This is a genomic window from Helicobacter himalayensis, from assembly GCF_001602095.1.
GTDB lineage: Bacteria > Campylobacterota > Campylobacteria > Campylobacterales > Helicobacteraceae > Helicobacter_F > Helicobacter_F himalayensis.
Genome location: NZ_CP014991.1, coordinates 640,810 through 652,916, shown reverse-complemented (window position 1 = coordinate 652,916; position 12,107 = coordinate 640,810). Strand labels below are relative to the sequence as shown.

The window sequence follows — 12,107 nt, the reverse complement described above, 5'->3', positions numbered from 1 at the left end:
GGAAACAAATGAATTTTTTTACAAAATTTAAGAATTTTTGCTCAAGCTGGGTTGGCACGATTGTCATTGTATTGCTTTTGATATTTTTTGTCGTGCAACCTTTTATTATCCCTACGCGCTCGATGGTTGGTAGCTTTTTTGAGGGCGATTTGTTGCTAGCAAAAAAGTTTAGTTATGGAATCCCGCTTCCTAGAATGCCAATCATTGATAAAGCAATTGTGCCTGATATTTTTGGTAATGGGCATTTGATTGAGGGTTCGCGTCCTAAACGCGGGGAAGTTGTCGTCTTTATCCCACCATTAGAGCAAGATACCTACTATGTCAAGCGCGTATTTGCCACAGGTGGCGATGAAGTGATTTTCAACAAAGATGGTTATTTCTTGCGTCCAAAAGGTGGTGATGAAGAGATTAAGCAAATGGAAGCAAAACTATCTAAAGATGGTGTGATAAATAGCGGAACAAAGGAATTTTTTGGCAAACTCTATATTCAAGATCCTTTTATCAAACAATATGGCGGGATTGAGTATATTCCTACCTTTTGGAAAACTGCAGATTTACCAAAACTGCAAATCTCGCGCCCATTGGATTTGGAAAAATACTACTATGACGCCCAAAACAAGAAGTTTTTTGAAAAAATATGCGATGGCGAAAAAAGAGAATCAATAGCCGATGGGCGCAAAGACTGTGATTTGTTTAAAAAATCTTTTGTAAATGCGCCATTAGATTCTTTTGTGAAAGTAGAAAATATGACTTTTTTAGAAATGCTTTCACCCTATGGAATCGGCACGAGAATGGATAGACTCACAAGCAATGATGAAGTGATTTTTTATCACAAAGTACCAGAAGATTCTTTTTTTATGGCGGGGGATAATCGCAACAATAGCTTTGACTCGCGCTTTTGGGGAAGCGTGCCTTATAGCAATGTAATCGGCACGCCGTGGTTTATCTACCTAAGTTTCACAAAGGCAAATAGTGAAGAAGCAAACGCTGATGTGGATACGAGCAAACGCTATGTGGTACGCTGGGAGAGAATGTTTAAAAGTGTGGATTCTCTAAATGAGCTTGCTAAAGACAAGCGCCATAATAAGACAAGCTCTCCTCTTAATAAGGACTTTATCACGCAACCTTTTGAGGCTAAATCCTACCAGCCAATGGTGGATTATTCACAAAGTCAAATCCCGCTACCACCACATTTAGACAAACTCTTAAAACAAAATGCACAATAAGGATTAACCATGTCTTTAGAATCTAAAACTTTTAGCACAATTTTCCTTGCAAGCGACCACGCCGGCTTTGAGTTGAAAAATTCTCTTGTGAAATTTTTACAAGCAAATAGTATGAACACACAGGATTTAGGCGCAAATAGCGCGCAACGCGTGGATTACCCAGACTATGCCTTTGCACTCGCACAAAAAGTAAAAGAAACCTCGCGCGCTTGCGGGATTCTTGTTTGTGGAAGCGGAATTGGTATGAGTATTGCTGCAAATCGTGTTGAAGGCATTCGCGCGGCACTTTGTTCAGAATCTCTTTCTGCTAAACTCGCGCGCGCGCATAATGATGCAAATGTGCTCTGCCTTGGCGGGCGCTTGATTGGTGAGACAATGGCACAAGAGATTGTGGAAGCATTCTTAAACGCAGAGTTTGAGGGCGAGCGCCATAGTGAGCGTGTTAAAAAGCTAGATTCACAAATTTTATAAAGCAAAGGACAAATAATGGTGGGGAGTTTTTTTGCGAAATGGTTTTTCCTTGTAAGTTTTATACTTTTTGTGCTGTATATGATTGTGCGGACGTTTTTTTATAAAAGTGTCGCGCGCAAAGAAGAGAAAAGCTCTGCCTCAATGAAGCTCACACTAAATGAAGCGGAGATTCTCGTGCGCAAACACCAGCTGCAATTACAACGCGCATTGGGAAATATTGATAATATGCAAACAGAAATGAATGCGCTTAAAAACGAAGTCAAACTTCTCAAAGCGCGTAATTCTCAATACAGAATCGAAACTGATAAATACAAAGCGCGCATTAAAGAACTCGAGCAAAAAATCGAGGCTCTGCTTTAAATCTAAAATTTAAGGAGAAACAATGAACAAGCAAAAAGTAATAGATTCTATACGCACGGTGCCAGATTACCCAAAGCCGGGCATTTTGTTTTATGATGTGACCACGCTTGTGAGGAATAAAGAAGTCTTTGGCGAAGTTATTGATTTTTTGAAAAAACGCTATGAGGGGCAAAAGATTGATTTTATCGCCGGCATTGAATCTCGTGGATTTATCTTTGGTGCAGCATTAGCCTATGCGCTCAATATCGGCTTTATCCCAATCCGCAAAAAAGGCAAACTTCCCTTCACCACAATCAGCGAAAAATACAGCCTTGAATATGGCTTTGATGAATTAGAAATTCACATTGATGCCTTTGAAAATGTGCCAAATGCGCGCGTGGTGCTTATTGATGATTTAATCGTCACTGGTGGCTCGGCTCAAGCTGGGCTAAATCTCATTAAAAGTGCTGGCGCACAATGTATAGAAGCGGCTTTCATAGTGAATCTAAGCAATTTTGATGGTGTGGAAAAGCTCAAAAAATCTGTTGAAGTTTTTTGTGTCACAGATGTGTAAAGTGCTATTTTAAAACTATTTTCAAGGAACTCTATTTAAGGAAATTTGGCATTATGAAAAAACTCTCAAACTTCATCAAACAAAATCCCAAGAAAGCCATTATGTGGAGTGGATTCTTTGTGCTTTTCACCGCGCTTGTGGCGTATTACCAAAGCACAGGATTCTCACTTGAGCAGTTTATCACCACACTTTGGGAAGAGCATGTGGAACGTTGGGGCTATGTGATTTTATTTTTTTGGGGAATTTTGGAGGGTGAGCTTGGGCTTATCTTTGCTGGGCTTGCTGTGCATGATGGAAAAATGCTTATGCCTTTAGCAATCTTTGTTGCGGGATTTGGTGGATTTATTGGCGATCAAATCTATTTTTACATTGGACGTCTTAATCGTAATGGAATCCAAAAAAGCTTCAAAGCCCAACGCCGACAATTTGCCCTCGCTCACCTTCTTTTGCAAAAATATGGCTGGGGCATTATTTTTATCCAACGCTATATGTATGGTATGCGCACGATTATCCCTATGAGCATAGGCACTACGCGCTACAACGCGGGTAAATTTGCGCTTATAAATTTCCTTAGCGCGCAAGTGTGGGCAGCGATTACAATTGTGCTGACTTGGTTTTTTGGGGAGGAGATTTTCATCGCGCTTGATTGGTTTAAAAATCACCCCTATTTGCTTATCCCACTTGCCCTACTTTTTGGCGGTGGCGTGCTGTGGTATTTCAAAAGTCAAACAAAGCGCGTGGATAAAAGCATAAAACGCATACAAAAAACTATGCAAAATAAAAATTAAAGGAGCTAAAATGAATCTAGAGCTTAAAGCAGTCCAAAGTGCAAGCGCACCTTTGCGCATAGAGATTTTTGAGAATCTTAAAAAAGGCGCAGATTCTGCGGAAATCATAAGCGCCAAAGAGCTAGGTTTTGAAGGCAATGGAATTTTTTTCTTACAAGCAAAAAAACTGCTTTTAGTTGGTATTGATGAGTGGAGCGCAGACTGCGTGCGCGAAGCAGGTGCGAATATCACAAGATATGCGAAAAACCTCCCTTTCAAATCTCTAAGCCTTAAAGCACCTGCGGACAATGAGCTTACTTATGCGCTGTTGCTTGGGATTGCTTCAGGGGCGTATGAAAGCGCGATTTATAAAAGTGAGCAAAAAAAGTCAGCTTTGCGCGTGGTGGAGATTCTCGGGGATTGTAAAGAATTGCCAAAACTTTGCAAAAAAGCACAGATTCTCACCCAAAGCCTTAATATCGCGCGCGATCTTATCAATACAATGCCACAAGTTGCCACGCCAAAATACATTGCAAATGTTTGCGAAGAGAGAGCAAAAGAGCTTGGTATAACCTGCGAAATACTCGGACATAAAGAGCTAGAAAAAGAGCGTATGGGTGCGTATCTTGCGGTAAATCGTGCTTCCGCACACAAGCCCTATCTTGTGCATTTGCGCTATAAAAGCAAAAATGCACGTGCAAAAGTCGTGCTTGTCGGAAAAGGGCTCACTTATGATAGCGGGGGACTAAGCCTAAAGCCAGCGGATTATATGGTAACGATGAAAGCCGATAAAAGCGGCGCGTGCGCAGTGCTTGGCATAATCAACGCAATTGCTAATTTAAAACTAGACATAGAAGTACATGGAATCTTGGGCTTAGCAGAAAATATGATTGGCGGCGATGCCTACAAGCCTGATGATGTGCTTTTCTCACGAGAGGGCAAGAGTATCGAGGTGCGCAATACTGACGCTGAAGGGCGCTTGTTGCTATGCGACTGCCTAAGCTACGCGCAGGATTTGAAGCCTGATTTCTTGGTGGATTTTGCAACGCTTACAGGAGCGTGTGTCGTGGGACTTGGGGAATATACAAGTGGTATTATGGGCTATAATGAGGAGCTAAAGACGCATTTTGAAACAAGCGCGCGCAAAAGTGGCGAGCTAATGGCGCGCCTACCATTTAATCGCCATCTAAAAAAACTCATAGAATCTAAAATCGCAGATATTTGTAATATTAGCTCAAGTCGTTATGGTGGCGCGATAAGCGCGGGAATGTTTTTGGGAGAATTTATCCGCGAGGAATACAAGCAAAAATGGCTGCATATTGATATTGCCGGACCTGCTTTTGTAGAGAGAGAATGGGATATAAACCCTTATGGCGCAAGTGGTGCGGGGATTCGCGCGTGCGTAGAGTTTTTAGAAAGTTTGGAATCTAAAAAAACTTTAGAAAATCACGCACCTAAGCAAGATTCTAAAAACTCCAAAAATAAAAATTCTCAAAAAAAGAAGGCTTAAAATGGCGCTTTCCATCGGTATCGTAGGGCTTCCAAATGTCGGCAAATCCACCACTTTCAATGCGCTAACCAAAACCCAAAGTGCGCAGGCGGCAAACTATCCTTTCTGCACAATCGAGCCAAATAAAGCCATTGTCGAAGTGCCAGATTCAAGGCTCAATAAGCTAAGCAAAATCGTAAAGCCAGAGCGCGTGTTGCATTCACAAGTTGAATTTGTCGATATTGCCGGACTTGTGCGAGGGGCTAGCAAGGGCGAAGGGCTAGGAAATCAGTTTTTGGCAAACATCAAAGAGGCAGATGCGATTTTGCATATTGTGCGCTGTTTTGAAGATTCTGACATTACGCATGTAGAAAATCGCATTAATCCAATCGCAGATATTGAGATTATCGAGCTAGAACTGATTTTAGCTGATATTGCAAGCCTAAATAAACGCATCGAAAAGCTCACTCGAGAATCCAAAGCCCAAAAAGGCGCACTCAAATCCCTAGAAATCGCGCAAGCACTTTTAGCGCATTTAGAATCTAGCGCACCAGCAAGTAGCTTTGAAAACCGCGACAATGAGGAATTTCTCACACTTGACAAAGAGCTAAGATTCTTAAGCAATAAGCGCGTGATTTATGGTGCAAATATCGATGAAAGCGCGCTTGCAGAGGATAATGACTTTATCAAACAAGTGCGAGAATATGGCACAAAACGTGGCTGTGAGGTTATCAAACTTTGTGCAAAAATCGAAGAAGAAATGGTGGGACTAAGCGATGAGGAGCGCGCGGAATTTTTGCGCGAGCTTACAGGAAGCAAAAGTGCAGAATCTGGCTTAGAACAAATCATTCGCACTGGATTCCATACATTAGGGCTTATTAGCTATTTCACCGCGGGCGTGAAAGAGGTGCGCGCTTGGACTATCAAAAATGGCGCTAAAGCCCCACAAGCTGCAGGCGTGATACACAAGGACTTTGAGAAAGGCTTTATCCGCGCAGAGACGATTAGTTACAGCGATTTTATCAAATATGGCGGAGAGGTAAAGGCAAAAGAGGCGGGAGCAATGCGAAGCGAAGGCAAGGAATATGTCGTGCAAGATGGTGATGTGATGCATTTTAGGTTTAATGTCTAAACTCTATTTTAGCAGTCGATACCCCAACTGCCACCAATCAAGCTCTTTGCTACGCGTGAAGAAGTCCGTAAATTCTTGTGGCAAGGCTACTTTTTGCGAAGTTGGGATAATAAAATCCCCCTTTATTTCATACGCGATTCCCTCCATTGCGCCATTTGGCAAGATAAAATCAGGTGTGATTAATAAGGCGTCATTGTAAGCAAAGTTGGAAAATTGCGAGATTTCTAAATTTTTAGAATCTTCAAAGAGATTGCGCCCACCAAGTGAGATATAGTCGTATTCCTTAAGGCTTAACGCATAAAGTGTTGGGAAAATATCCTTATGCGAGCCAAGCGCATTTGGGTTGAAATCAAGATTCTTAGCAATTGTGTGCGGGATTGAGAGATACAAAGGCACACCATAGGCAAGTGCGAGATTATCTGGCGTAGCGATGTCCCTACACATATGATCCCCGCTTGCAGCGATTATGGTATTTTCCTGCAAAGCAGAATGACGCACCTGCGCGATAAACTCACCAAACGCGTTGCTTGAGTAAGTAAAAACACTGCTAATAAGGCGCATTTTGGCTTCATCAGTGGTCTTAAAAAACTCTTTTTTGCTTTCCAAATTGTATTGTGGCGCTATAAAATGCGCCGGCAAGGAAAAAGGCGGGTGGTTTGTGGTGGTTAGAATAAAAATAAAAAGTGGCTCCTGCGCTTCATCTAAAAGCTCGAATGCCAACTTATACGCAAACTCATCACTCACGCCATAGGTGTTTTGGCTCTGCCTACTTGCTGGATAGTGAGAAAGCAAAAAACCACTATCAAAGACAGAATCCACGCCCTGCGTCAAAAGATAATCGCCCAAATTATGCCACGCACGATTGCCAGACGTGATGAAAATTACCTTGTAGCCAGCATTTTTATATACTTGCATTGGCGTAAGGGCGAGCATTTTATTTTTGTAGCGAGAAAGTGAAATCGTGCTTAGAGGCGCGTTAAAAAATATCGAGGCAAAGCTTGACGCAGTGCCATTGTGATGGGACAAAAACTTTGTGAAAGTAAAATCCTGCTGTGCTTGTTGGTGCTTTTTGCCAGATTCAAAATAGAATCGAAACGCACCTAGCAAATCAAAATCTTTTTGAGAATCCAAAGAAAGCATATTCGTTCCAAAACTCTCCATCAGCACAAACACCACATTTGGCGGAATCTTGGGACTCAAAGATGAAACATTATGCGAAAAAACAGGAAAAAGCTCTTTTTGTAATTGCGCGCTTTTTGTATCATTTATAACCTGAAGCTTTTCTTGCTTTATATAATGTCCCAAAGCCCAACTAAAGGCGAGTATAGGATTTGTGGCAATATGGTTTAATGCTGGAAGTTGGAAAATTTGATGCGAATCTTCACGCAAAGGAAATGTCCCCACGCTACCCCTTGCACCGATGATTAAAAGTGCGATGGTGAGGAGATGTGCTAAAACAAGCACAAAAATAGTCTTAAAATTCTTGCAGGGCTTAGCAGATTCTCTTGTTTTGCAAAATTTATCGCGTGCAAGCAAAATCTTATGCGTTATTCTCACACACAACAGCGCATAAATCATACACGCAAGCAAAATCACAAGCACAGGATACTCCTGCCAAATAATCTTTAAAATCGCGGTTGCGTCGTCATCTTTAAATCCAAAAATAAAAATATCGATTTTTGTATGGTAGGTTTTGAAGTAATAAAAATTCCCTAGTGCGCTAAAAATGACAAGAAAGCTACAAGCGCCCACACACAGCAAGAACAACCTATTATGTATATATATATGGGATTTTATTTTAGGGAAAAGCTTTTGTGTAGCTTGCGTTGCAATCTTAAGAATCTCCCCAACATAAAAAAGCACCAAAAGCACAAGCAAAATAGGGCAAATCGCACGCATATCAAGCAACGCACCCATTTTATACAGCGCAAAAACTTCATCTATCCTAAGTTCGGATAATGGCGGCAAAAACGCATTTTGCATCGCTAATCGCATACCAAAAAAGCTCAAAAAATATACGCCAAAAAGTACCCCGCACACATAAATAATTTTTTTTATTTTCACTACTCTCTTTCACCCCTCTTTATAAAAATGCTAAATTATTTTCAAAACCTCAGACCTCTAAACAAGATTCTAGCTTCTCATTTTTCACCGCTTCGAGGAAAGTTGTCGCGTATGAGCCTTTAGGAAGTGTAAAATGCAAGTCAAACTGCGCCTCCTCTTTTTTGTAATTAAACTCGATTCCTTCCGCCCACACCCACGCATAGCGCCTTGAGCCACAATCACTAAAGCGAGAATCTAAAAACGGCTCTTCAATCATATGCGCCACATCTTTGCTCTTAAAAAGCTTTTTGCCACTTAGCGCGCCTGCTGGAGATATTAAGCGATTAACAAAGCGCTCACACTCTGCCCTTAAATCCCCACAAACAAACACCTTGCCATATGGATAATGCATCGCCACATCACCGCTAAAAAGCTTAAAAAACTGCGTTTGAGTTTTTAGAGAATCTAGCGCATTTTTCCCTAACCCAAGCGCGCGAAGCTCCTCAATCTCTAGCAGTTCCTTCACGCTAAAAGATTCTATATATTTGCTTAGACGCACGCGCTTTTGTAGCCAGAGGTTAAATAAATAGCTTTGAAAACTCGAGCGCAAAAACTTCTCAATTTTTTTATTACGAAAATGTAGCAAATTCTCCAGAATCTGCTCACCCTCTTTGTGATTATCCCCATTTTTCCCAAATCTCTGCGCGCCAAAATAATTGGGAATCCCTTCTTTTGTAAGCGTACTTAAAACATTGCAAAGCTTTTGGGCGTGCAAGGGTGTGACTTTTTTTAGGCGCATAAAAAAAGTATTACTTTTTAAGTGCCCAGTTCTTAGCTTGTTTTCGTGCGCATTTACGCTTAGAATCTTGATATTTTGCTCCTCCAAACGCACTAGATTCTCACTCAATGCACGCTCTTTGTTGCGCGGGATTGAAAGAAATTGATAGGTTGTAGCATACTTGTCTTTAAGCCCAGCGTAGCCGATATTTTGCGCCTTTACACCAAGAATCTGTGAAAAAATATTCACCAACGCAAAAGTGCTTAAGTTTTTTTTACGCACAAAAATATAGAGATGCTCTCCCCTTCCGCTTGGCTCATACAAGGCGTTTTCACGCACGACAAAATCCCGCGCGTTTGAGGAAAACACAAAAGAAATCGGAGTATGAGTGAGATGATACATTTACTTTTCCTTGCTTGTCTTTTAAGTATTTTTTAAATATTATACAAAATTTTTTGGCACGATTTGAAAAAAAACTTAGGAATCTAAAGGAGTGGTTTTGAAAGAGAATCTAAGAAATCTAGCGCGACACAGCTGGTTGCCGTTGGTTTGTGCGGTGGCGATTTATTTGATGAGCACAAACACATCTTTGACAGAGATTTTAGCGGGTGTGGGGATATTTTTGTTTGGTATGATTTTTTTAGAAAATGGCTTTAAGGGCTTTAGTGGCGGGCTTTTGGAAAAGATTCTCGCTAAATGGACAAATAGCAAACTCAAAGCCCTACTCTTTGGGATTGTTACGACAATTTTGATGCAAAGCTCAACACTTGTAACAATCATCTCAATCTCTTTCCTCTCCGCCGGGCTTATTAGCCTAGCTCAAGCCATTGGCATTGTCTTTGGTGCAAATCTTGGCACGACTACTGGGGGCTGGATTATCGCGGGTATTGGTATGAAAATGGATATTGCAAAAATCGCAATGCCTTTAATTGTAATCGCCGTTTTACTCACTTTTCAAAAAAACAAAAATATTAAGAGTTTGGGGAGTATTTGCGCTGGGATTGGTTTTTTCTTTTTAGGAATCGCGGAAATTAAAACCGGTTTTGAAGGCTACAAAAGCGCGCTAGATTTGAGCGCATACGCAAGCGGTGGAGGGAAGGATTTATTTATTTTTGTGATGGCTGGGATTCTCATTACTTCCATCGTGCAGTCAAGCTTTGCTACGCTTACTATTATTATTTCCGCGCTTGTGTCAAATACTATCACTTATGATAACGCACTCGGACTTGTTATTGGCACAAATATCGGTGGCGTGGTAACTGCGCTTGTGGCGTCCTTTGGCTCAAACATTGAGGGTAAGCGTTTAGCGATTGTTAATACCATCTTTAACCTAATTATTGCCGCCATTGCACTTATCTTTTTGGATTATTTTAGGATGATTGTAGAGGTGATTAGCGAATTTACCGGAATAAAAGAGACAGATTACGCGCTTAAAATTGCGGTATTTCACACCTTTTATAATGTCGTTGCGGTCGTGCTTATGACACCTTATATTAGTGTTTTTGTGAAATTTGCCACAACTTTCATCAAAAGCAAAAAACCCACGGATATGGACGCACCGCTTTATCTTAATGATAATATCGTCTCCTACCCCACCACAGCCATTGAAGCCCTTAACAATGAAATCAAACATCTTTATGACAATGTCTTTAGCGTTATCGCGCACTCGTTAGGATTCTCGCGTTCTGATATTTGTGCTAATCTCACACCAAAAGAACTGCTTGCTAAAAAGTGGTATTCTGGTGAAGTGAATGTAAGTGAGGCGTATCATCATAAAGTCAAGGTGCTTTTTGATGCGATAATCGACTTTGCCACAAAAACACAAAGCCACATCGATGACCCCAAGTTTATCCGCCTTAGCAATGAAGCAAGCATCGCTGCACGCAATCTCTCCGAAGCTACCAAAAATATGATTTTGCTTGAAAAAAATATCAAAAAATATGCAAAAAGCACAAATGCCAATATGGCGCGCGAATACAATGCGATTAGAATCCAAATCGCAACTTTACTCAACACTATCCAATCGCTCACCTTGCTTGAAGATCCAAGCTATGAGGAAATAGAATCTGTCCTTAAGCAAGAACGCAAGGCACTAAAAAAGTTTGACAAAAATGCGCTTTTAAGGGTTGAAAAAATCTTGCGCGAGGAAAATTTGAGCGCGACAAACGCAACTTCACTGCTCAATGACATCGCCTTTGCAAGCAATATGGGTAAAGAAATCATCAAAGCCGCAAGCAAAATCTACCAAATCACTTTAAGCGAAAAAGAGCAAGATGTTTTTGAGGGTGTTGAAGAAAGTCTGCGCACGCGAGAATCCCATAGAGCATCTCATAAAGAAAGCGCACAAAATACAGAATCCCAAAACGCAGATTCTATAAATTCTACAGATTCTAAGAATCCAACAGATTCCAAAAATCCCAACTAGAGCGATAGAATCCTGCAAGTTTATAGCCAAAAACGCCGTATGCACGCAAGCAATGAGCGGGTTTTCTCCCCGCGAGATAATATAATTTAATAAGGATTAGGCACAATGAAAGAGCATTACACAATCGATTATCTCTACAAACTTTGTGATTTTAACGCGCCTTTTAACACGCAAGAATCGTGGGATAATAGCGGACTTAATCTCGGCGCGTTTAGCCAAGAATTTGAGCAAATTTATCTTTCTTTGGAATTAACTGAAGAAATCGCGCTTGCTATGCGCCCAAATAGCGTGATTTTGACACATCACCCGCTGTTTTTTAAAAGTCTAAAAAACTTTGATTTCACCACCTATCCGTCAAATCTCGCAAAGATTCTCATCGCCAAAAACTGCGCGCTTATCGCACTGCACACAAATTTTGACAAAAGCCATTTAAATGAATTTTTCACACAAGAGGTTTTAGGTTTTATGCAATCGCAGCAAGTTGGACTTTACTGCACGAGCGAGATTGAGCCAATGGGCTTTGAAAATCTCGTGCAAAATATCAAGCAAAAGCTTAAACTACCTCATATCCGCGCGCTCAAGGCAAATGAGCTTATCTCGCGCGTGTTTGTGATTTGCGGAAGTGGATTTAGTGAGATTAACACCATTGCTAAGCTTGCACCAAAGGAGGGCTTGCTTATTAGCGGGGATTTGAAATACCACGATGCGATGATTGCAAAATCGCTCGGACTTAGCCTTTTAGAAATCCCGCATTATGAAAGCGAAAAATATTTTGTAGAAATTTTAGATTCTATTTTGAAAAATGCAGGTTATCAAGCTATAATTACGGATTGTAAAAATCCAATCACTTATCTATAAAGGAC

10 protein-coding genes and 1 pseudogene are annotated in these 12,107 nt (G+C 40.9%); 9 read left to right on the top strand and 2 right to left on the bottom strand.

The window, feature by feature from the left end; all coding sequences use genetic code 11:
* Nucleotides 1-8: 8 nt before the first annotated feature.
* The 7 genes and pseudogenes from lepB (at nucleotide 9) to ychF (ending at nucleotide 5,998) form a co-directional block, all read left to right on the top strand.
* Nucleotides 9-1,226: a signal peptidase I gene (gene lepB, locus A3217_RS03130; protein ID WP_082807858.1), complete on the top strand. Its 1,218-nt coding sequence runs from the start codon at nucleotides 9-11 to the stop codon at nucleotides 1,224-1,226.
* Between the two features lie 9 nt (nucleotides 1,227-1,235).
* Nucleotides 1,236-1,697: a ribose 5-phosphate isomerase B gene (rpiB, locus tag A3217_RS03125; RefSeq protein ID WP_066387822.1), complete on the top strand. Its 462-nt coding sequence runs from the start codon at nucleotides 1,236-1,238 to the stop codon at nucleotides 1,695-1,697.
* A 15-nt stretch (nucleotides 1,698-1,712) separates the two neighbouring features.
* Nucleotides 1,713-2,057, top strand: a complete 345-nt coding sequence (locus A3217_RS03120) for a hypothetical protein (RefSeq protein WP_066387818.1) — start codon at nucleotides 1,713-1,715, stop codon at nucleotides 2,055-2,057.
* A gap of 22 nt (nucleotides 2,058-2,079) precedes the next feature.
* On the top strand, nucleotides 2,080-2,610 hold the full coding sequence (locus A3217_RS03115) for an adenine phosphoribosyltransferase (protein ID WP_066387812.1): 531 nt from the start codon (nucleotides 2,080-2,082) through the stop codon (nucleotides 2,608-2,610).
* Nucleotides 2,611-2,663: 53 nt separating this feature from the next.
* Nucleotides 2,664-3,398 carry a DedA family protein gene (locus A3217_RS03110; protein WP_066387809.1) on the top strand — a complete coding sequence of 245 codons (735 nt, stop codon included), beginning with the start codon at nucleotides 2,664-2,666 and terminating at the stop codon, nucleotides 3,396-3,398.
* A gap of 10 nt (nucleotides 3,399-3,408) precedes the next feature.
* Nucleotides 3,409-4,812 (top strand): annotated as a pseudogene (locus A3217_RS03105) (leucyl aminopeptidase); the annotation flags it as partial.
* 76 nt (nucleotides 4,813-4,888) lie between these two features.
* Nucleotides 4,889-5,998, top strand: coding sequence for a redox-regulated ATPase YchF (gene ychF, locus A3217_RS03100; protein ID WP_066387805.1), 1,110 nt, complete (start codon nucleotides 4,889-4,891; stop codon nucleotides 5,996-5,998).
* 3 nt (nucleotides 5,999-6,001) lie between these two features.
* Here the strand turns inward: ychF and A3217_RS03095 are convergent, their stop codons facing one another.
* Together A3217_RS03095 and truD are read right to left on the bottom strand one after the other, a co-directional pair.
* A complete protein-coding gene (locus A3217_RS03095) occupies nucleotides 6,002-8,062 on the bottom strand; it encodes an LTA synthase family protein (RefSeq protein WP_066387803.1) in 2,061 nt (686 codons plus the stop codon).
* A gap of 49 nt (nucleotides 8,063-8,111) precedes the next feature.
* Entirely contained in the window at nucleotides 8,112-9,221 is a 1,110-nt protein-coding gene (gene truD / locus A3217_RS03090; protein WP_066387800.1) for a tRNA pseudouridine(13) synthase TruD, read from the bottom strand.
* A gap of 97 nt (nucleotides 9,222-9,318) precedes the next feature.
* Between truD and A3217_RS03085 the strand changes: the two genes are divergently transcribed.
* Both A3217_RS03085 and A3217_RS03080 read left to right on the top strand, forming a co-directional pair.
* Nucleotides 9,319-11,244, top strand: coding sequence for a Na/Pi cotransporter family protein (locus A3217_RS03085; protein WP_066387797.1), 1,926 nt, complete (start codon nucleotides 9,319-9,321; stop codon nucleotides 11,242-11,244).
* 105 nt (nucleotides 11,245-11,349) lie between these two features.
* Entirely contained in the window at nucleotides 11,350-12,102 is a 753-nt protein-coding gene (locus A3217_RS03080) for a Nif3-like dinuclear metal center hexameric protein (RefSeq protein WP_066387795.1), read from the top strand.
* Nucleotides 12,103-12,107 lie beyond the last annotated feature (5 nt).